The 21,342-nt window shown below is 56.4% G+C and carries 19 protein-coding genes; 6 read left to right on the top strand and 13 right to left on the bottom strand.

Annotated features, from left to right (window positions below; genetic code table 11):
* Positions 1-88 precede the first annotated feature (88 nt).
* On the top strand, positions 89-1,153 hold the full coding sequence (gene ulaG, locus V1603_RS05180) for an L-ascorbate 6-phosphate lactonase (protein WP_006810379.1): 1,065 nt from the start codon (positions 89-91) through the stop codon (positions 1,151-1,153).
* A gap of 110 nt (positions 1,154-1,263) precedes the next feature.
* Entirely contained in the window at positions 1,264-2,019 is a 756-nt protein-coding gene (gene ulaR, locus V1603_RS05175) for an HTH-type transcriptional regulator UlaR (protein WP_024907324.1), read from the top strand.
* Here the strand turns inward: ulaR and yjfP are convergent.
* Positions 2,016-2,738: an esterase gene (gene yjfP, locus V1603_RS05170; RefSeq protein ID WP_395313572.1), complete on the bottom strand. Its 723-nt coding sequence runs from the start codon at positions 2,736-2,738 to the stop codon at positions 2,016-2,018. The two genes, ulaR and yjfP, sit on opposite strands and share 4 nt — an antisense overlap.
* 137 nt (positions 2,739-2,875) lie before the next feature.
* Between yjfP and bsmA the strand changes: the two genes are divergently transcribed.
* From bsmA to V1603_RS05155, 3 genes are all read left to right on the top strand, one after another.
* Entirely contained in the window at positions 2,876-3,205 is a 330-nt protein-coding gene (gene bsmA / locus V1603_RS05165; RefSeq protein WP_028015263.1) for a biofilm peroxide resistance protein BsmA, read from the top strand.
* A gap of 136 nt (positions 3,206-3,341) precedes the next feature.
* Positions 3,342-3,629 carry a DUF1471 family protease activator YjfN gene (gene yjfN, locus V1603_RS05160; RefSeq protein WP_395313571.1) on the top strand — a complete coding sequence of 96 codons (288 nt, stop codon included), beginning with the start codon at positions 3,342-3,344 and terminating at the stop codon, positions 3,627-3,629.
* A 171-nt stretch (positions 3,630-3,800) separates the two neighbouring features.
* On the top strand, positions 3,801-5,732 hold the full coding sequence (locus tag V1603_RS05155) for a methyl-accepting chemotaxis protein (RefSeq protein ID WP_395313570.1): 1,932 nt from the start codon (positions 3,801-3,803) through the stop codon (positions 5,730-5,732).
* Here the strand turns inward: V1603_RS05155 and V1603_RS05150 are convergent.
* On the bottom strand, positions 5,729-7,351 hold the full coding sequence (locus V1603_RS05150) for an isovaleryl-CoA dehydrogenase (protein ID WP_395313569.1): 1,623 nt from the start codon (positions 7,349-7,351) through the stop codon (positions 5,729-5,731). The two genes, V1603_RS05155 and V1603_RS05150, sit on opposite strands and share 4 nt — an antisense overlap.
* 194 nt (positions 7,352-7,545) lie before the next feature.
* On the opposite strand from V1603_RS05150, the gene V1603_RS05145 reads away from it, so the two are divergent.
* A complete protein-coding gene (locus tag V1603_RS05145) occupies positions 7,546-8,820 on the top strand; it encodes an MFS transporter (RefSeq protein WP_233003394.1) in 1,275 nt (424 codons plus the stop codon).
* Between the two features lie 89 nt (positions 8,821-8,909).
* Here V1603_RS05145 and rlmB read toward each other — a convergent pair whose 3' ends face one another.
* The 11 genes from rlmB to mutL form a co-directional block, all read right to left on the bottom strand.
* Entirely contained in the window at positions 8,910-9,644 is a 735-nt protein-coding gene (rlmB, locus tag V1603_RS05140) for a 23S rRNA (guanosine(2251)-2'-O)-methyltransferase RlmB (RefSeq protein WP_395313568.1), read from the bottom strand.
* A 65-nt stretch (positions 9,645-9,709) separates the two neighbouring features.
* Positions 9,710-12,151, bottom strand: coding sequence for a ribonuclease R (rnr, locus tag V1603_RS05135; RefSeq protein ID WP_163330671.1), 2,442 nt, complete (start codon positions 12,149-12,151; stop codon positions 9,710-9,712).
* Between the two features lie 38 nt (positions 12,152-12,189).
* Positions 12,190-12,615, bottom strand: a complete 426-nt coding sequence (gene nsrR / locus V1603_RS05130; RefSeq protein WP_061099476.1) for a nitric oxide-sensing transcriptional repressor NsrR — start codon at positions 12,613-12,615, stop codon at positions 12,190-12,192.
* Positions 12,616-12,807: 192 nt separating this feature from the next.
* Complete coding sequence (locus V1603_RS05125; RefSeq protein WP_024907332.1) at positions 12,808-14,106, bottom strand: adenylosuccinate synthase; 1,299 nt, start codon at positions 14,104-14,106, stop codon at positions 12,808-12,810.
* Positions 14,107-14,210: 104 nt separating this feature from the next.
* Complete coding sequence (locus tag V1603_RS05120) at positions 14,211-14,408, bottom strand: DUF2065 domain-containing protein (RefSeq protein ID WP_003855996.1); 198 nt, start codon at positions 14,406-14,408, stop codon at positions 14,211-14,213.
* A gap of 71 nt (positions 14,409-14,479) precedes the next feature.
* The gene (hflC, locus tag V1603_RS05115; RefSeq protein WP_061099477.1) at positions 14,480-15,484 is read right to left on the bottom strand and encodes a protease modulator HflC; all 1,005 of its coding nucleotides are present in this window, start codon (positions 15,482-15,484) and stop codon (positions 14,480-14,482) included.
* A 2-nt stretch (positions 15,485-15,486) separates the two neighbouring features.
* Entirely contained in the window at positions 15,487-16,746 is a 1,260-nt protein-coding gene (gene hflK / locus V1603_RS05110; protein WP_028015254.1) for an FtsH protease activity modulator HflK, read from the bottom strand.
* Between the two features lie 56 nt (positions 16,747-16,802).
* The gene (gene hflX / locus V1603_RS05105) at positions 16,803-18,083 is read right to left on the bottom strand and encodes a ribosome rescue GTPase HflX (protein WP_023331851.1); all 1,281 of its coding nucleotides are present in this window, start codon (positions 18,081-18,083) and stop codon (positions 16,803-16,805) included.
* A gap of 73 nt (positions 18,084-18,156) precedes the next feature.
* A complete protein-coding gene (gene hfq / locus V1603_RS05100) occupies positions 18,157-18,468 on the bottom strand; it encodes an RNA chaperone Hfq (protein ID WP_008502919.1) in 312 nt (103 codons plus the stop codon).
* An 85-nt stretch (positions 18,469-18,553) separates the two neighbouring features.
* A complete protein-coding gene (gene miaA, locus V1603_RS05095) occupies positions 18,554-19,504 on the bottom strand; it encodes a tRNA (adenosine(37)-N6)-dimethylallyltransferase MiaA (protein ID WP_116343615.1) in 951 nt (316 codons plus the stop codon).
* Positions 19,497-21,341, bottom strand: a complete 1,845-nt coding sequence (gene mutL, locus V1603_RS05090) for a DNA mismatch repair endonuclease MutL (RefSeq protein WP_395313567.1) — start codon at positions 21,339-21,341, stop codon at positions 19,497-19,499. Before mutL ends, miaA begins: the two co-directional genes overlap by 8 nt.
* Position 21,342: the final 1 nt, after the last annotated feature.

Raw genomic sequence — 21,342 nt, 5'->3', positions numbered from 1 at the left:
ACCATTGCAAAGCGCGTTAAATGGTGCCAGCATTAATCACAACAAATCACCATATGATTACTTTTGATTAAACCCAGGAGTCAAAACGATGAGTAAAGTGAAAACCATCACCCGTGAATCATGGATTCTGAGCACATTCCCGGAGTGGGGTAGCTGGCTGAACGAAGAGATCGAGCAGGAACAGGTTGCTCCTGGCACGTTTGCAATGTGGTGGCTGGGCTGCACCGGTATCTGGCTGAAATCAGAAGGCGGCGCCAATATCTGCGTTGATTTCTGGTGCGGCACCGGCAAGCAGAGCCACGGTAATCCGCTGATGAAAAAAGGCCACCAGATGCAGCGTATGGCCGGCGTTGAAAAACTGCAGCCGAACCTGCGCACCACGCCGTTTGTGCTTGATCCGTTTGCCATTCGTCAGATCGATGCCGTGCTTTCTACCCACGATCACAACGATCATATAGACGTGAACGTGGCGGCCGCGGTAATGCAAAACTGCGCGGACGACGTACCCTTTATCGGGCCGCAAACCTGCGTAGATCTCTGGATTGGCTGGGGCGTGCCGAAAGAGCGCTGCATCGTAATGAAGCCTGGCGACGTGGTGAAAATCAAAGACATTGAAATCCACGCCCTGGATGCCTTTGACCGTACCGCACTGATTACCCTGCCGGCCGACCAGAAAGCTGCGGGCGTACTGCCGGACGGCATGGACGAGCGCGCGGTGAACTACCTGTTCAAGACGCCGGGCGGCTCCCTGTACCACAGCGGTGACTCCCACTACTCCAACTATTACGCGAAGCACGGCAACGAACATCAGATTGACGTAGCGCTGGGCTCGTACGGCGAAAACCCGCGCGGTATTACGGATAAAATGACCAGCGCCGACATGCTGCGTATGGCGGAAGCGCTGAATACCAAAGTGGTTATTCCGTTCCACCACGATATCTGGTCAAACTTCCAGGCCGATCCGCAGGAAATCCGCGTGCTGTGGGAGATGAAAAAAGACCGCCTGAAGTATGGCTTTAAGCCGTTTATCTGGCAGGTCGGCGGCAAGTTCACCTGGCCTCTGGACAAAGACAATCTCGAGTATCACTACCCACGCGGTTTCGATGATTGCTTCACCATTGAGCCCGATCTTCCGTTCAAGTCCTTCCTCTGATTATGAGGCCACATCGCCAGACCCTGAGTCTGGCGATTCCATATTTATTTTAGTAATTTCACGCTATTTCAAATATCATCTTTTCAAATCAATTCTTATCGGAATAGCTCATGACGGAAGCGCAACGGCATCAAATTTTACTGGAACTCCTGGCGCAAACAGGGTTTATCACCGTCGAGAAAGTGATCGAACGTTTAGGCATCTCCCCCGCTACCGCGCGGCGGGACATCAACAAGCTGGATGAGAGCGGCAAGCTGAAAAAAGTCCGCAACGGCGCGGAAGCCATCAGCCAGCAGCGTCCACGCTGGTCGCCGATGAATATCCATCAGGCGCAGAATCACGATGAAAAGGTACGGATTGCCAGAGCGGCATCGCAGCTGGTGAACCCCGGTGAGAGCGTCGTCATCAACTGCGGCTCCACGGCGTTTTTGCTGGGTCGCGAGATGTGCGGCAAGCCGGTGCAAATCATCACCAACTATTTGCCGCTGGCTAACTACCTGATCGATCAGGAACATGAGAGCGTGGTGATCATGGGCGGCCAGTACAATAAAAGCCAGTCCATCACGCTCAGCCCACAGGACAGCGAAAACAGTCTCTACGCCGGGCACTGGATGTTTACCAGCGGCAAAGGCCTGACCGCTGACGGTTTGTATAAAACCGATATGCTGACCGCAATGGCGGAACAAAACATGCTTAACGTTGTGGGCAAGCTCGTAGTGCTGGTCGACAGCAGCAAAGTCGGTGAACGCGCAGGCATGCTGTTCAGCCGCGCAGAACAGATCGACATGGTGATCACCGGCAAAGGGGCGAACCCCGAGATCCTCCAGAAGCTGGAAGATCAGGGCGTCAAAGTCCTGCGCGTTTAAAGGTGCTGGCGGAAAAATGCCACCGTGGCGTCCAGCGCCGTTGGCGTGATGCGGTGGCGGACGCCCGATTCCCACAAACAGGTCAGATTAGCGTCCAGTCCTTCATTCTTTAACGCCTGTTGCAGGCGGAAGGTTCCGTCCGGCGGCACCACATCATCCGCATCACCGTGCCACAGCAGCAGCGGGCGATCGCCAAGGCGCGGCAATGCCCGGGTCACTTCCCACTCTGCCAGCATCGCCGCAATTTGCGTTAAATCCTGAGGGGGGAAAAGCGTCTTCGCCAGCGAGGTAAAATAGCCCGAGCCCATCAGACAGGCGACAGACATCACGTCAGGATGATGCGTCATAATCCCCAGCGCCGTCATACCGCCCATCGACGCCCCGGCCACCGCCAGCCGATTATCGGCCACCAGCCCTGCCTCATAAAGCGCATCGCGCAGCCCGGCAAACTCGGTCAGGCTGCCGTGCAGAATGTGCCAGAACTGCCCAAGCCGCGCATGTCCATCGCCCGTGAAGCGCGCCCCGTGGTCAGGGGCATCCGGCATTACCACGCGAAAACCCGCCTGCGCCAGCGCCACCGCAAAATAGCTGTAAACCAGTTTAGATGAGGTAAACCCATGATAAAAAACCACAACCGGCAGCGGTTTATCACGTTTTCCTGCCGGCACGGCATGTAAAATTTCATGTTCACCGAGATGGCGTATTTCAATTTCAATCATTGTCGACCCTGTACGAATGAATGATTCATAATGTTGAGAACTGGGTTACGGTTTGACGCTATTTTCATTCGAAAATAGCGTACCAGATAACACTTCGGGAACATTCCCCCAAAACTAAATTCGCAGACAACTACACTATGGCTAACAGGAAACGAGATATGGTTATGCACAGGTTTGCTGCTTTATTGCTGGTGTTTCTGCTCAGCGGCTGTAGCGCACTGCAGGGTACACCGCAACCCGCTCCCCCGGTTGCCGATCATCCGCAGGAGATTCGTCGTAATCAGACGGAAGGATTACAGCGAATGGGCACCGTCTCCGCGCTGGTTCGCGGTTCGCCGGATGACGCAGAAGACGCAATAAAGGCACAAGCCGTCGCCGCCAAAGCAGATTATTACGTCATTATTATGATCGACGAAACCATCATAACGGGACAGTGGTATTCACAAGCCATTTTGTACCGAAAATAATGGTTTACCTTTGAACGACATTTACACTGCTTTGCGTCCATAGACATTTTCCTGTCCACAATAAACTCCATGCCAGCGACAAGGAATGGGAGTTTATTCGCGAAGGATTGCCCGGCGGATACCGGAAATATGTGAAATGGAGCTGACGATGAAACGAACTCTTGCTTTGACCTCTCTGTTGCTCTCAGCAGGCCTTGTGAGCACCACCGCGCAGTCAGCAGAATTCGCCAGTGCGGATTGCGTAACGGGTCTGAATGAAATAGGCCATATCTCCGTCAATAACATTTCGGGGAGCCCGCAAGACGTTGAACGTATCGTGGCATTAAAGGCCGATGAACAGGGCGCGTCATGGTATCGCATCATCCAGATGCAGGAAGATAACCATATCGATCACTGGCGGGTACAGGCCATTCTCTACATATAAGTCCTTCCTGATAAAAGCCACTTATTTTTAGTGGCTTTTCGTTTTTGCAAATTTTTTATCTATTTTAAAACCACTCAAAAACAACAAAATAACATTTTGTTACATTAATTCAGTAAACGTAATCTCCGCTCTGCCGTTGAAGAACCATACCTTTTCAATGATGAGCAATTTATGATCAATTTTTTCCGCCGTGCGGGCCTTGGAACAAAGCTGTCGCTGCTGACGGGCGTCAGTGTCGCCACGCTGTTTCTGCTTTTCACTTTCCTGCTCAGCCAAAAAGCCAGCCAGCAGCTTGAAGCCCTCGCGGTAGAAGATCTGCATAATCAGTCCACCGGTATGGTCGACATGGTGCAGATGTTTAATACCAGCCTGAGCGAGGAAGTCGAAAGCTATACCAGACTGTTTACAACATTTCTGCCCCAGCCGTTTAGCGTCGATACTAATCAGACCCGGACCATTAACGGGCTCACCGTTCCCCTGCTTAAAGGGGGCAACGCTGAACTCCATGAAAACACGACATTTTCTGATGACTTTCTGAGTCGTACAGGAGCAATCTCCACGCTGTTTGTTCGCAGCGGTAACGACTTCATTCGCGTTGCCACTTCCCTGCGCAAAGAGAATGGCGATCGCGCCATGGGAACCGTTCTGGACGCGAGCAGCCCGGCGTTTGCCGCCGTCAGCAAAGGTGAAGTCTACCGCGGCCTGGCGCTCCTGTTTGGCAAACGCTACATCACCCAGTACCAGCCCGTTAAGGATAGTGAAGGCCAGGTCATTGGGATCATCTTCGTTGGGGTGGATATCACTCACTCCTGGAACGTCATGCGCGAGAAAATCCTTAACCGCCGCCTGGGCGAGAGCGGGCACTTCTTTGTGCTGGACCGCAGCAACGGCAAAACGCGCGGTCAGTATCTGTTCCATGCCAGCGAAGAGGGAAAACAGCCGAAGTGGGATAGCGCCACCCAACAGCAGCTGCTGAGCGATTCCTCAGGTAAGCTGGAACGCGTAAGCGACGACGGCCGCACGCTGAAAATGGCCTATACGCCGCTGCCCGGCTGGAACTGGACCATCGTCGGTGAAGTGGATAAATCAGTCCTGCTCGCGAGCGTTAACGCCATGCGCGACCGTTTCCTGCTGGCCGGCGTAGCGTTGTCAGTCCTCTTCGCGGGCCTGTTTGTGGTGCTTATTCGCCGGATGCTGACCCGTCCGCTGCGTAACGTGATTGACCTGGCCCGCCAGTATGCCGCAGGCGATTTGCGCTCCAGCCTGCCCGTCACCCGTCAGGATGAGGTTGGTCAGCTGGTTGATGCCATCAACGGTATTGGCGATGGGCTACAGAAAATTGTCCTGCAGGTCCGTGAAGCCGCAGGCGAGATCCATCTGGGCACCAATGCGCTGGCCTCCGATACCGGAGACATCTCCGAGCAGATCAACAAGCAGGCCAGCAGCGTGGAAGAAACCTCCGCCAGCATGGAGCAACTGGCCGCGACCGTGCAGCAAAATGCCGCCAACATGGAGCAAACGCAGCAGCTGGTAGGTGAAACCTCACGCGCGGTTCATCAGGGTGGTGAAACGGTAACCCATGCGGTTGCTACGATGGACGACATTCGCGAAGCGTCAAAACGCATCGAAGACATCACACGCGTAATCGAGTCCATCGCGTTCCAGACCAATATTCTGGCGCTGAATGCGGCGGTTGAAGCAGCACGCGCAGGGGAGCACGGAAAAGGGTTTGCGGTGGTCGCGCAGGAAGTTCGCGCCCTGGCAGGACGCAGCGCTAACGCGGTGAAGGAGATTGAACAGCTGATTGGCGATACGCTACGGAAAGTGGGCGAAGGCCACGCGCTGTCTGAACAGACGCGTCTGGCGATGGATTCCATCATCGTTCATATCGACAACATCAGCCAGCTGGTCACGGAGATTAACCATGCGTCACGCGAGCAGTCCGCGGGGATCGGCCAGGTCAATCTTGCGATGACCCACATTGGCGAAGCGTCGCATATCAACGCCGATCGCATCTCACGCAGCGAGCAAACCGCACGCACGCTGCGCGAGAAAGGGTCACACCTTACCCAACTGGTCAGCCTGTTCCAGCTTAAACGCTAGCCAACCCTGCCCGTGGCGCGCAGCAGCAGATCGCTTTGCACCTGCTCGCTCATCAGCGTACCGCCACGGGTATCCAGCATCATGCGGCACCACGCCTGCGCCACAGGCGGCGATGCGTGCCGCAGCATCTGGCTTCCGGCGCCCAGCAAAAAGAGCTGCCGCGCGATCTCCCTCCCCTGTGCCTCCTGCGGTTTACGCAGCTTTTGCTGCAGCTGCCGCCAGCTGCGGTCAAAGTGTCGGTCCTGTCCTTTCACCTGGGCAAACTCATCGGCAAGCAGGTCGTGGATCCCTGGCTGCTTCGCCAGCACGCGTAGCACGTCCAGGCACATGATATTTCCCGATCCTTCCCAGATGCTGTTCACCGGCATCTCGCGATACAGGCGCGGAAGTTCACTCTCCTCGCAGTACCCTACGCCGCCCAGCACCTCCATCGCCTCCGCGACAAACGGAATGCCCGCTTTGCACACGCTAAATTTTGCAGCCGGGGTAAAAAGCCTTGCCCAGGCGGCCTCCTGCGGATCGGTACGGTTATCCCACGCCCTGGCCAGGCGGAACAGCAGCGCCGTTTGCCCCTCCAGCACCAGCGCCATGCGGCTTAACACTTCGCGCATTAACGGCTGATCGATAAGATTTTTGCCGAAGGTCTGACGTTGATGGGCATGGTACAGCGCCACGGATAACGCCCGGCGCATTAGCCCGTGGCTGCCCAGGGCGCAGTCGAAGCGCGTCAGACCGCCCATTTTGAGGATCTGCCGTACCCCTTCGCCCTCTTCCCCCAGCAGCCAGCCGGAAGCGTCGAGGAACTCCGCCTCACTGCTGGCGTTGGAGCGGTTGCCAAGCTTCTCTTTCAGACGCTCAAGGCGCACGGCGTTGCGCTGTCCGTCGGGCAAGAAACGCGGAACAAAAAAGCAGGACAAACCGCCTTTCGCCTGCGCCAGCACCAGATGCGCATCGCTCTGCGGCACGGAGAAAAACCACTTGTGCCCCACCAGCCGGTAGCTGCCGTCGCTGCATTTTTCCGCTCTGGTGGTATTGCTGAGCACGTCTGAGCCGCCCTGCTTTTCCGTCATCCCCATGCCGATCAGCAGGCCGCGCTTTTGCCCACCCGGCGCGAGATGGGGATCGTAGCGATCGCTCATCAGCGGCGTTAACCAGCCATGAAACGGTTTGGGCAGCGACTGCTGCAACAGCGGCGTGGCGGCAAAGGTCATGGTCACCGGGCATAACGTCCCCGCTTCTACCTGAGCATGGAGCACGAAGCGCGCGGCCCTGGCGATAAAAGAGCCTTTTCGCGCCTCCTCTTCCCATGCCAGATTATGTACCCGGTTGGCGCAGAGCCCCTGCATCAGCAGGTGCCACGCGGGGTGAAAGCGAACGTCATCCAGCCGCTCTCCGGTGGCGTCGTAGCGTAATAGCTCCGGTGGATTCACGTTCGCGAGCCTGCCCAGCTCCAGCGATTCCGCCGTACCCAACTGCTGACCAATGCTGGCGAGGAGTTCTATATCCCACTCGGCCCCTTCACGCGCCACCGCATCGCGCAGGGCGCAGTCTGAAAGGAAAAGGTTGCTGTTAGAGAGTGGGGCAGGTTGATTAAAAACGGTATGGGTCTGCCAGTGCATGCTGTCTCCCTCCTTCAGTGGCAATGAAGGTAAGTATGGACAGACCGCGTGCACGCTGCATGGGATTGAGGTCACACGGTGGTGATCCCGCTGATATCATTCGTGAAATAGCTCACAGAACATAAGAATAAACTATTTCATTACCCCGCTTATGTTGAATAATTTATTCTTAACCCGTCTTTGTGAGGATCGTTATGCAACAGGATGCGCACAAGCGTGCATTAATTGCAGGCTCCATTGGTAACTTCATCGAGTGGTATGAGTTTGCGGTCTACGGTTTTCTGGCGACCGTGATTGCGAAGAACTTCTTCCAGCTTGAGGGAGAGGCGGGACTGACCAGTCTGATCCTCACCTGGGCCTCGTTTGCCATCGCCTTCTTCTTCCGTCCGCTGGGTGCGGTGGTATTTGGCCGAATTGGCGACAGGATTGGGCGAAAACCGACGCTGATTATTGTGCTGGTGCTGATGACGCTCGCCACCACGGCCATCGGCATCGTGCCCGTCTACGCCAGTATCGGCATTGCTGCGCCGTTAATCATTACGCTGCTGCGCATCCTGCAGGGGCTGTTCGCGGGCGGCGAGTACGGCGGTGCGGTCTCGCTGATGACCGAGTTCGCCCCGCGCGGCAAGCGCGGCCTGTACGGCGCGTGGCAGTCCTTTACCGTAGCGCTCGGGCTGTTAGCGGGCGCTGCTATTGTCGCGCTGCTCTCTGCCGTTCTTACCCCTGAAGACCTGCATGACTGGGGCTGGCGCATTCCGTTCTTCCTTGCCCTGCCGATGGGTGCGGTCGCGCTATGGCTGCGGGTGAGTATGGAAGAGACGCCGAGCTTTGTGCAGCAGCAGGAAAAACCGGCTGCTGCTCAGGCCAGCACTTCCGCCACGCTCAAAACCATCCTGATGGGCATTGGGCGCGTGATGGTCTGGTCCGCGGCGGGATATACCTATCTGGTGATTATGCCAACCTACCTGCAGTCAGCGCTGCACACCGGCTTTAACCAGGCGCTGCTGATCGCGGTGATTTCGAATATCGGCTTTGCGCTGACGATTATCCCGGCCGGGATCCTGAGCGACAGGATTGGCCGCCGCACGGTGATGATTATCGCTACCGCGCTGCTGCTGATCCTCGCCCTGCCGCTGCTGAAAATTTTGCAGGCGGAGTCGAGCACGCTGGCGGTGAAGGCTGGTGTGGTACTCATTGCGGGCGGTCTGGTGGGCATGCTGGCGGGGCCGGGCCCGGCAATGCTATCTGAGATGTTCCCGACTCGCGTGCGCTATACGGGGCTGGGGCTGGCCTACTCTTTGTCGAACGCGATTTTCTCGGGATGTGCAGGGCTAATCATTACCGGGCTGATTAAGCAGACGGGCAACCTGGATATTCCGGCGTATTACGTGATGGCGACGGCGGTAGTGAGTATTTTCGCGCTGATGACGCTGAGGAAGGATGACCATTTGCGGTCGCTGGAAGAGTGAGTTTGTCACCGTCTGGTGCCTCACCCCGGCCCTCTCCCACAGGGAGAGGGAGAAAACACAAAAGGCCGTCCTGTGGACGGCCTTGCTGTTTATGCTCCCCGCTGGCGCACCGCTTCAAACAGGCAGATGCCCGTCGCAACGGAAACGTTCAGAGACGACACGCTGCCCGCCATCGGGATGCTAATCAGCTCGTCGCAGTGTTCGCGGGTCAGACGACGCATGCCTTCGCCTTCCGCTCCCATAACCAGCGCCAGACGGCCGGTCATTTTGCTCTGGTACAGAGTATGATCCGCTTCACCGGCGGTACCGACGATCCAGATGTTCTCCTCCTGCAGCATACGCATGGTGCGCGCCAGGTTGGTCACGCGGATCAGCGGAACGTTTTCCGCCGCGCCGCAGGCCACTTTCTTCGCCGTCGCGTTCAGCTGCGCGGAGCGATCTTTCGGCACGATCACCGCGCGCACGCCCGCCGCATCGGCGCTGCGCAGGCACGCGCCGAGGTTATGCGGATCGGTTACGCCATCGAGGATCAGGAAGAACGGATTATCCAGCCCGGCAATCAGATCCGGCAGATCGTTTTCCTGATACTGACGGCCCGGCTTCACGCGGGCAATAATCCCCTGGTGCACCGCGCCTTCGCTTTTCTCATCCAGGAACTGGCGGTTAGCCAGCTGGATCACCACGCCCTGCGCTTCCAGCGCGTGGATCAGCGGCATCAGACGCTTATCTTCACGCCCTTTCAGAATAAACACTTCCTGAAAACGCTCCGGTGCGCGGTCGAGAAGGGCCTGCACCGCGTGGATGCCGTAAATCATTTCACTCATTGATGGTTCTCGTAATAAGTATTTCCCCTCTCCCGGTTGGGGAGAGGGTCAGGGTGAGGGGAGAATTACTCCGCCTGCTTTTTCTTGGCCGCGCGCTTCGCTTTGGTGGCGGCAGCAATTTTCTGCGTTTTCGCGGAAGGCTTTTTCGCTGAACGGGCTTCTTTCTTCGCCGCCTTCGGCTTCTGTTTCTTCTCGCCGCGGAACGCGCTGTCCGGCTCGAAGTTTACCTTTTTACCTGCCTGGCGACGTTTACCGCTCGCTTTACCGTTGCCGCCCTTTTTCGCCCTTTCACGCTCGGTTTTACCGACGTTACGCGGCGCGCGCTCGCTGGAGATCAGGCTGAAGTCGATTTTACGGTCGTCCATATTCACGGCTTCAACCTTCACTTCCACACGGTCGCCCAGACGATAGGTCTGGCCGCCAGATTCGCCAATCAGGCGCTGGCCGACCTGGTCGAAGCGGTAGTAGTCGTTATCCAGGCTGGAGACGTGCACCAGGCCGTCGATGAACAGCTCATCCAGACGAACGAAGAAACCAAAGCCGGTAACGCTGGCAATCACGCCTTTAAAGACATTGCCCACCTGGTCCAGCATAAAGTCACACTTCAGCCAGTCCGCTACGTCACGCGTGGCTTCATCAGCACGGCGTTCGGTCATGGAACAGTGCTGGCCCAGCTGCAGCATCTCTTCCATCGAATAGTGATACCCGCCGGTTTCGGTGGTGTTCCCTTTATGACCCTGCTCCTGCGCCAGCAAATACTTGATCGCACGGTGCAGGGACAGGTCAGGATAGCGGCGGATCGGCGAGGTAAAGTGCGCGTAAGACTGCAGCGCCAGGCCGAAGTGCCCCCGGTTTTCCGGATCGTAAATAGCCTGCTTCATAGAGCGCAGCAGCATCGTCTGCAGCATTTCTGCGTCAGGACGGTCGCCAATGGACTCCAGCAGCTCGGCGTAATCACGCGGCTCTGGCTTGTTACCGCCTGGCAGCTCCAGACCCAGTTCAGCCAGCACGGAGCGGAACGCGGTGATGGCTTCCGTCGACGGCTTATCGTGGATACGGAACAGCGCAGGCTCTTTGGCTTTCTCAACAAATCTCGCCGCCGAGATGTTCGCCAGAATCATACACTCTTCGATCAGCTTGTGCGCATCGTTACGCTGGGTCTGCTCGATACGCTCAATGCGGCGTTCCGCATTGAAGATAAACTTCGCTTCTTCGCTCTCAAAGGAGATCCCGCCGCGCTCTTCGCGCGCCTGATCCAGCGTTTTGTAGAGGTTATGCAGCTCTTCGATGTGCTTAACCAGCGGCGCGTACTGCTCGCGAAGATCCTGGTCGCCCTGCAGCATATGCCAGACCTTGGTATAGGTCAGACGCGCGTGCGAGCTCATCACCGCTTCGTAGAATTTGTAGCCCGTTAAGCGCCCTTTGGTGGAGATAGTCATCTCGCAAACCATACAGAGGCGGTCAACCTGCGGGTTAAGGGAACACAGGCCGTTTGAGAGCACTTCCGGCAGCATCGGTACAACCTGAGACGGGAAGTAGACCGACGTACCGCGGCTGCGCGCTTCGTTATCCAGCGGCGTGTGCGGACGAACGTAGTAGCTTACGTCAGCAATCGCCACCCACAGACGCCAGCCGCCGCCGCGTTTTTTCTCGCAGTAGACGGCGTCATCGAAGTCGCGGGCATCTTCACCATCAATGGTGACCAGCGGCAGGGAGCGCAGATCCACACGGCCCGCTTTGGACTCTTCCGGCACTTCTTCACGCAGGTTTTCAATCTGCTCCTCGACCGCTTTCGGCCAGACGTACGGGATCTCATGCGTGCGCAGCGCCATATCGACGGCCATGCCGGTGCCCATGTTATCGCCCAGCACTTCGACGATTTTCCCGACCGCTTTGGTGCGACGGGTTGGGCGCTGGGTAAGTTCCACCACCACCACAAAGCCCATGCGCGCGCCCATCACCTCTTCAGGTGGGATCAGAATATCGAAGCTCAGACGGCTGTCGTCCGGCACAACAAAACCCACGCCCGCATCGGTAAAGTAGCGGCCCACAATCTGGCTGGTTTTCGGCACCAGCACGCGAACCACGCGCGCCTCGCGGCGGCCTTTACGGTCGGCACCCAGCGGCTGCGCCAGGATCTGGTCGCCGTGGATACACATTTTCATCTGTTCGGATGAGAGATACAGATCGTCTTTACGGCCTTCCACTCGCAGGAAGCCAAAGCCGTCACGGTGACCAATCACGGTGCCTTTCAGCAGGTCGAGGCGTTCAGGCAGCGCGTAGCACTGGCGGCGGGTAAAGACCAACTGCCCGTCGCGCTCCATGGCGCGCAGGCGGCGGCGAAGGGCTTCAATTTGCTCTTCACCTTCAATATTTAATTCAACGGCAAGTTCTTCACGATTGGCGGGTTTTTCGCGTTTTGTTAAGTGTTCAATGATGAACTCGCGGCTGGGAATAGGATTCGCGTATTTTTCGGCTTCGCGTTCCTGGAAAGGATCTTGTGACATGTCGGTTCCTCCGTTGTCAGCTCCGGTGGAAATTTTCTTCATTCCACCAGCAATAATTTATAAAGCGGTTGATTCTCTTCAACCAAATCGGCCAGCGTGTAGTTATCCAGTTCCTTGAGAAAACTTTGCACGGCCTTAGAAAGCGCCTGTTTCAGGCGGCAAGCGGGCGTAATGTGGCAGAACTCGCTGCTGCAGTTCACCAGAGACAAGGGCTCCAGCTCGCGTACCACATCCCCGATACGAATACTCTGTGCCGGTTTACCAAGACGGATCCCTCCATTCTTCCCGCGGACGGCAGCAACGTATCCGGCACGGCTAAGTTGATTGATTATTTTGACCATATGATTACGGGATACACCGTATACCTCTGTCACTTCAGAGATACTGGTCATCTTCCCTTCGGGTAACGACGCCATGTAAATCAGCGCGCGTAAGCCGTAATCGGTGAAACTTGTTAACTGCACATCAACCTCAGGAAAAAGGGAAAACGCGGTCAAACCGCTGAGATATTCATTAATGATGATAAACCAGCCAGATAGTTAGGGGCTAATTTATTTGACAGACGGGGCGAAAAAGCGGAGATCCAGGAGCGGTCGCCGGTTGGCGCTGCGCTTATCCGGCCTGCGGGTCTCCCCGCAGGCCAGCAGTCACGAAGATTATGCGTCGAAGGGGTCGCGCAGAATCATCGTTTCAGTACGATCCGGGCCGGTAGAAATAATATCGATCGGCACTTCGGTCAGTTCTTCGATGCGCTTGATGTAATCCAGCGCCGCCTGCGGCAGGCCGCTACGCTCTTTCACACCGAAGGTGGTTTCAGACCAGCCCGGCATGGTTTCGTAGATTGGCTCGATGCCTTCCCAGTCGTCAGCGGCCAGCGGAGTGGTGGTCACTTCACGGCCATCTGGCATACGGTAGCCTACGCAGATTTTCACTTCTTTCAGGCCGTCCAACACGTCCAGCTTGGTCAGGCAGAAGCCAGACAGGGAGTTGATCTGCACTGCACGACGCACTGCAACCGCATCCAGCCAGCCGGTACGACGACGACGACCGGTGGTCGCGCCAAACTCGTTACCCTGCTTGCACAGGAACTCGCCGGTTTCATCAAACAGTTCGGTCGGGAATGGACCCGCACCCACGCGAGTGGAGTACGCTTTGATGATGCCCAGAACGTAATCCACATAACGTGGGCCCAGGCCGGAGCCGGTCGCCACGCCACCCGCGGTGGTGTTAGAGGAGGTTACGTACGGATAGGTACCGTGGTCGATGTCCAGCAGCGTACCCTGCGCACCTTCGAACATGACGAAATCGCCACGCTTGCGCGCCTGGTCCAGCAGATCGGACACATCAACAACCATACCGGTCAGAATGTCTGCAATCGCCATGACGTCATCCAGCACTTTCTGGTAGTCAACAGCGTCAGCTTTGTAGAAGTTCACCAGCTGGAAGTTGTGATATTCCATCACTTCTTTCAGTTTTTCAGCGAAGGTCGCTTTGTCGAAGAGGTCGCCCACGCGCAGACCGCGACGTGCAACTTTATCTTCGTAAGCCGGGCCGATACCACGACCGGTGGTGCCGATTGCTTTCGCGCCGCGCGCTTTTTCACGCGCTACGTCCAGCGCCACGTGATAGTCCAGAATCAGCGGGCAGGCTTCGGAGAGCAGCAGACGCTCACGAACAGGGATACCACGGTCTTCCAGACCTTTCATCTCTTTCATCAGCGCAGCAGGAGACAGCACAACGCCGTTACCGATGATGCTGGTGACGTTATCGCGAAGAATGCCTGATGGAATAAGATGGAGGACGGTTTTTTCACCGTTGATTACGAGAGTATGGCCTGCGTTGTGACCGCCCTGGTAGCGTACAACATATTTAGCCCGTTCAGTCAGAAGATCAACAATCTTCCCTTTACCTTCGTCACCCCATTGGGTGCCCAGTACGACGACGTTGTTACCCATTTTTTTCAAAATCACCGTTTGCTTAAAAATGGATTCTACCATCGCTTTTTCAGATATACAGCACTTTTTGACCCTAAAATATGCCAATTGCGGCTAGTTTTTGATCAGCCAATCGTTTTCCTCAACATGTAGTAGATAACGATACCGGCAACCACAAGACCACCGCCGAAACGACGCAAGATATTATCCGGCAACTGGCTCATGGTCGCGATCATACGACGCCATGCGCGCGGATAGAGCATCGGACCGAGGCCTTCCAGCACCAGAACCAGGGCCAGCGCAAGCCAGATCGTTGAATTCATTTTTCATCCTTATAAAAGAAAACCACCGCTCCGTTGGGAGCGGTGGTTTGAATACTCAAACGAGCCTGAGTTTATCGCGTTGCGTTGGTCGGCGTCTTCATATAACGGAAGAAATCGCTGTCCGGGCTGAGCACCATCACATCCTGGTTGCTCTTGAAGCTATTCTCGTACGCGCGCAGGCTACGGATAAAGGCGTAGAAGTCTGGATCCTGGCTGAAGGCATCGGCGAACAGCTTCGCGGCTTCGGCATCGCCTTCACCGCGCAGGATACGGCCCTGACGCTCAGATTCCGCCAGCGTCTTGGTCACTTCATAGTCCGCTGCCGCACGCAGTTTTTCCGCCTCTTCCTGACCCTGTGAACGGTGACGACGGGCTACCGCTTCACGCTCGGCGCGCATACGGTTGTAGATCGCCTCGGACACTTCAGCTGGCAGGTTGATCTGCTTGATACGCACGTCAACCACTTCGATACCCAGCGCTGCCATACTGTTCGGGTTGATCACCGGAACTTTACCGTTGGTTTCAGCCTGAACGCGTTCAGCGGCTTTAGCAATCGCGTCATCCGCTGCTGGCGTTTCCACTTCGTCTTCCGTACCCGCTGTACCGGAGTTCAGCGCATCGCGCACTTCCAGCGTCAGACGACCACGGGAGTCGGTCACGATGTCTTTCACATCCAGACGACCAATCTCAGAACGCAGACGGTCAGAGAACTTACGTTTCAGCAGCACTTCCGCCTGAGAAACGTCACCACCGCCCGTTGCCAGGAAGTAGCGGCTGAAATCGCTGATGCGCCATTTGATATAAGAATCAACGATCAGGTCTTTCTTCTCTTTGGTCACGAAACGGTCAGCCTGGTTATCCATGGTCTGGATACGCGCATCCAGCGTTTTCACTGACTGAATAAACGGCACCTTGAAGTGCAGACCCGGCTCGTAAATCACCGGACGTTTGTCACTGTCACGCACGACGCTGCTGAACTGGAATTTGATCCCACGCTCGCCCTCTTTCACCACAAAGATCGAGGTATACAGCACGACCAGTACGATGACGACGATCGCAATAACTGACTTACGCATCCTTATTCCCCCTGACGCTGGTAGTCGTTACGCTGCGCGTTAGCACGGCGTTGGTCCATAATGTCACCATCGTTCGAAGAAGGCGTTGTGTTCGCGCTGGAGCTGCCTGATGAGGCTGGCGGCAGACGCAGCAGGTTGTTCGCTCCGCTGGTGTCTTTCGCTGCCGGTGCAGAACCGCCTTTCAGCATCTGATCCAACGGCAGAACCATCAGGTTTCCACCTTTGCTATCGTTAACCAACACTTTGCGGGTGTGGCTCAGCACTTTTTCCATGGTCTCGATATACAGACGCTCGCGGGTAATTTCCGGCGCGGCTTTGTATTCCGGCAGGATGCGCGCGAAGCGAGCCACTTCACCCTGAGCTTCCAGGATGGTCTGGGTCTTATACGCACGCGCCTCTTCCAGAATACGCTGCGCCTGACCGTTAGCACGCGGCTGCACTTCGTTGGTGTACGCTTCTGCTTCGCGGATGTACTGCTGTTCGTTTTCACGGGCGGCAATCGCATCATCAAACGCGGCCTTCACCTCTTCCGGCGGACGCGCAGCCTGGAAGTTGACGTCCAGCAGGGTGATACCCATGTTGTACGGACGAATCGTCTCTTCCAGCTCGCGCTGGGTATCGCTACGAATAACGGTACGACCTTCGGTCAGGATGCGGTCCATCGTGTATTTGCCGATTACACCACGCAGGGCGCTGTCGGTCGCCTGACGCAGGCTGTCATCGGCGCTGGTCACGCTAAACAGATAACGCTCAGGATCGGTCACGCGGTACTGCACGTTCATCTCGACGCGCACCACGTTTTCGTCAGAGGTCAGCATCACGCCGGAGGCGGCCAGTTCACGGACGGACTCCACGTTGACTGCAGTAACGTCGTCAATGAAGGTCGGTTTCCAGTTCAGGCCCGGCTCAACCAGATGGCTGAACTTACCGAAACGGGTGACCACGCCGCGTTCTGCTTCTTTAATGGTGTAGAACCCGCTGGCTGCCCAGACGATCACCAGCCCGGCAGCAACGATGCCCACCAGGCGGCCACCTAATTGCGGGCGCGGTCCCTGGCTGGAACTGCCACCCGAGCCTGAACCTTTTCCTCCGCCAAGGCCACCAAGCTTTTTGCTCAGCTTGCGGAAGATATCATCCAGATCCGGCGGCCCCTGCTCGCGACCACCTTTGTTGCCATTTCCCCCAGAGTTGCCGCCTTGATTATTGCTGCTTCCCCACGGGTCGCGGTCTTGTCCGTTATTACCGGGCTGATTCCACGCCATGTATATGCTCCATATTTGTTATGCAAGGGCGAATTTTTCAGGCTTCCCCTTTCTGATCAGACGATATAGTCCGCCAGCGCAGGTTCTTGTTTACAGAGGCGACGCCAGTCAACGATCGGCATACGCACCTGCATCCCCACGCTGCCGTCATCCTCCATCCACTCTTTTTCTATCGCCTGAAGCTGATAAAACCGGCTGCGCAGCCTGCCTTCCTGTGGCGGCAGTCGCAGCGTGTGCTGAGCTACCTCACCGGAAAGACGTTCTGTCAAAGCCTGGAAAAGCAGTGGCACACCAATACCGGCCTGAGCAGAAAGCCAGACCCGAATCGGTTTGTTCTCTTCATCTCGGTCGATACGCGGTTCGAAATCCTCCAGCATATCGATCTTATTCATCACCAACAGCGTGGGAATTTCGTGGGCGTCAATTTCTTCCAGCACCACGTTCACCGCGTCGATGTTCTCCTGCACGCGTACGTCAGCCGCATCAATCACGTGCAGCAGCAGGGTCGCCTGACGCGTCTCCTGCAACGTCGCCTTAAACGCCGCCACCAGATCGTGCGGCAGATGGCGGATAAACCCTACGGTATCCGCCAGCACTGTTTCACCCACGTCTGCAACGTCAATGCGGCGCAGCGTCGGGTCCAGGGTCGCAAACAGCTGGTCTGCGGCATACACCTGGGCCTCGGTTATCTGGTTAAACAGGGTGGATTTACCGGCGTTGGTATAGCCCACCAGCGACACCGTTGGGATGTCGGCTTTGGTTCGCGCCCGACGCCCCTGTTCACGCTGTTTCTCTACACGTTCCAGACGTGAGAGGATCTGGGTAATACGGCCACGCAGCAAACGGCGGTCGGTTTCGAGCTGGGTTTCACCCGGACCGCGCAAACCAATCCCGCCTTTTTGTCTTTCAAGGTGGGTCCAGCCACGCACCAGACGCGTCGCCAGATGGCGCAACTGCGCCAGCTCAACCTGCAGTTTCCCCTCGTGGGTTCGGGCACGCTGAGCAAAAATATCTAAAATCAATCCCGTGCGATCGATAACACGGCATTCGCAGAGAGCTTCCAGGTTGCGCTCCTGGGCTGGAGACAGCGCATGATCAAACAACACGACTGACGCGCCGGTTGCTTTTACGGCATCCGCAATTTCTACTGCTTTACCTTCACCAACAAAATACTTTGGGTGCGGCGCTTTACGGCTACCGGTAATCACCTGCATTGCTTCGACACCGGCGGAAGAGACCAGAGATTCAAATTCCTGGAGGTCTTCCATATCTTTGTCTTGCGAAAAATAGATGTGTACCAGCACCGCCTGCTCACCGGCATCATAACGGTCAAACAAGCGTAAACCTCTCTAAAAAGATCAGCGGGGAACGCAGGATCCCTGGCTCCCCGTGTGGATAACAGCTGAAACCTTATTCGGTCTCGTCGCTGTCCTGCGCTGGCGTTGAAGAACCCTGCGCGTTGCTGCCGTGATGGTAGTTACTGCCTGTGCCGCCGCCAGCGTTATTGCTGTGATGAGAGACCGGACGGGACGGAACAACAGTAGAGATAGCGTGCTTGTAGACCATCTGGCTGACCGTGTTTTTCAACAGGATCACGAACTGATCGAAAGACTCAATCTGACCTTGCAGCTTAATACCATTCACCAAATAAATAGAAACTGGAACACGTTCCCGACGCAATGCGTTCAGGAACGGATCTTGTAAAGATTGCCCCTTAGCCATTCTATCTTTTCCTTATATGCTTGTTTTGTACTTAGAACCTTGCGATTCTGAAAAATTGCGCACGATACGTCTCAATTGTACACATTCAGTGGGCGATATCACCAACAACCTCAATCACCTCGTTTAACGCCTGTTGCGGTTTTTCACTGTCTAACCAGTGAACTCCCTCCCAACCGCGCAACCAGGTGATCTGGCGCTTCGCTAACTGTCTCGTGGCGCAAACACCTCGATAAACCATTTCATCGTATGAAATCTCACCTTCAAGATACGACCACATCTGGCGGTATCCCACACAACGAACGGAAGGCATATCCGTATGCAAATCTCCACGGGCAAATAGCGCCCGCACTTCTGCTTCAAAATCTGAAGCCAACATCTGATGAAAACGCTGCTCAATTCGTTGATGGAGCAGTTCACGGCTCGCCGGGGCGATGGCGAACTGATGCACCTGATACGGCAGAGCGTCTCCTGACGTTTGCGTCAGTTCCGTTAAAGTTTTACCCGAAATGAAAAAAACTTCCAGTGCCCGGGAAAGCCTTTGCGGATCATTTGGATGGATCCGCGCTGCCGCAACCGGGTCAACCTCCGCCAGTTGCTTATGCAATACGTCCCATCCCTGCTCTGCCGCCTGCTGCTCAATCTTTGCTCTCACCTCAGGGTCCGCGGAAGGTAAAGGAGACAACCCTTCGAGCAGCGCCTTGAAGTAGAGCATGGTTCCGCCAACCAACAGCGGTATACGCCCCGCGGCGGTGATCTCGGCCATCTCGGCTAAGGCATCCCGGCGGAAATCCGCTGCGGAGTAAGCCTCTGCCGGGTCGAGAATATCCAGCAAACGGTGCGGTGCCGCACGCAGTTCGTCTGCGCCGGGCTTCGCCGTGCCGATGTCCATCCCTCGATAGATGAGGGCGGAATCAACGCTAATCAACTCTACAGGCAAAACTTTACGTAACTCAATGGCTAACGCCGTTTTGCCCGAGGCCGTTGGGCCCATTAAAAAAATTGCCTTTGGCAGGCTCGCCTTACTTACGTCAGTCATGTTTCAGGGCGGTCATCGCCGTTTTTAAATCAACAGGTTGTAATAACCCACCCGGCGGCGCTTTCACCAGCTGTGGGCAGAGGCGTTCCACCTCCGCAAGCACGGTAATCGCCTGCGCCATACTCCACGGTGAATGTTCGCTGGCCAGATGGCGGGCGATCCACTGCGCGGTGTTGGCAGCCTCAAACGATGTCTGCTGCGCCAGGTAGCCTATCAGTTCAGGAATCAAGTTTTGTAAATTTTGTTGGCGTAAGGGTAAAGGCACTGCGCGAATTGTCACATGTTGTGGTTCAAGCACAATTTCAATGCCCATTTGCGCCAGCTGGGCCTCTGCACGCTGCAATACCCTTGTTTCCTCAGTGGATATTTTCAGGCGAACCGGGATTAACAGCGGCTGCGCACATGCCACATTATCCCCCGGCGTCAGCTGCGCCTGCTTGAGCCAGCGTTCGGCAACCGGCAGCGCCAGAAGCAGCAGTTTGCCGTCGCGCTCAAGCAGCGCCATATCCGGTGCGATAATCGTCAGCACCCGGCCAAAACTCTGGCTATGGCCTTCAAGGGAAGGTGTCGCCACCGCAACGTGCTCTTTGCGCTCGACTGCCGGCGTTTCCAGCAGTTTACGGTACAGCGCCCCCTGCTGCTTTTGATAGCCGGGCTGAGCGTTCGGGTAGTTCGCGCCCGTCGGACGCGGTGCGGCCCCTGCTGAGGAGAAACGCGGGGCGTCCGGTTCACGCGCGACGGCAGGCTCCGCAAAATGGTTGCGACCCGCAGCGACACGATTTTCCGGAATGGGGCGCGGTGCGGAGTCTTCTTTTTCCAGCGGCAGTGTGGGTTCAAGCTGCTGTTGCAGTACGCTCAGCACGCCCTGGTAGATAAAATCATGTACCAGACGCGACTGATGGAACCGCACCTCATGCTTGGCAGGATGGACGTTGACATCCACCTGATGCGGGTCGATCTCCAGATAAAGTACAAAGGCAGGTTGCTGATCTGCCCCGAGCTTATCTTCGCAGGCCTGGCGAATGGCGTGGTTAATGAGGCGGTCGCGCATCATACGGCCGTTAACGTAGCAATACTGAATTTCAGAGAACGCCGCGCTGCTGGCATGCGGATCGGCCACCCAGCCACGTAAAGCCAGATCGCCGTGCTGCCACTCGATAGCCAGCGCCTGTTCCAGGAACGGCGTCCCGCAGATAGCCCCTAAACGTCGCTCTTTCTGCCCACCTTCAGCCACCGCGCGGTACTGGCGCATCACCTTGCCGTTATGGCTGAGGTTGATGGTGACGTCGAAACGGGCGAGCGCAATTCGGCGGATGATCTCGTCGATATGGCCGAACTCGGTTTTTTCGGTACGCATAAACTTACGGCGGGCGGGAGTGTTGTAGAACAGATCCAGAACTTCCAGCGTGGTACCGACAGGGTGCGCCGCGGGTTTGACCGTCACGTCCATATCCCGCCCTTCAGCGTAGGCCTGCCAGGCTTCCTGCTGTTCAGCGGTGCGGGAGGTCAGCGTTAAACGAGACACCGAACTGATACTGGCCAGCGCTTCGCCGCGAAAACCGAGGCTGATAATCGCTTCCAGGTCATCCAGAGAGGCAATTTTACTGGTGGCATGACGCGCCAGCGCCAGCCCCAGCTCCTCTTTTTTGATCCCGCAGCCGTTGTCGCGAATGCGGATAAGCTTCGCGCCGCCGCGTTCAATATCAATATCAATGCGGGTTGCGCCCGCATCGAGGCTGTTTTCCACCAGCTCTTTCACTACCGACGCAGGGCGTTCCACCACCTCACCGGCGGCGATTTGGTTCGCGAGCTGCGGCGGCAGAACCTGAATCGGCATG

Source organism: Enterobacter sp. ECC-219 (assembly GCF_043966805.1).
Taxonomy (GTDB): Bacteria; Pseudomonadota; Gammaproteobacteria; order Enterobacterales; family Enterobacteriaceae; genus Enterobacter; species Enterobacter cloacae_N.
This window is presented reverse-complemented; position numbering and strand designations above follow the sequence as displayed.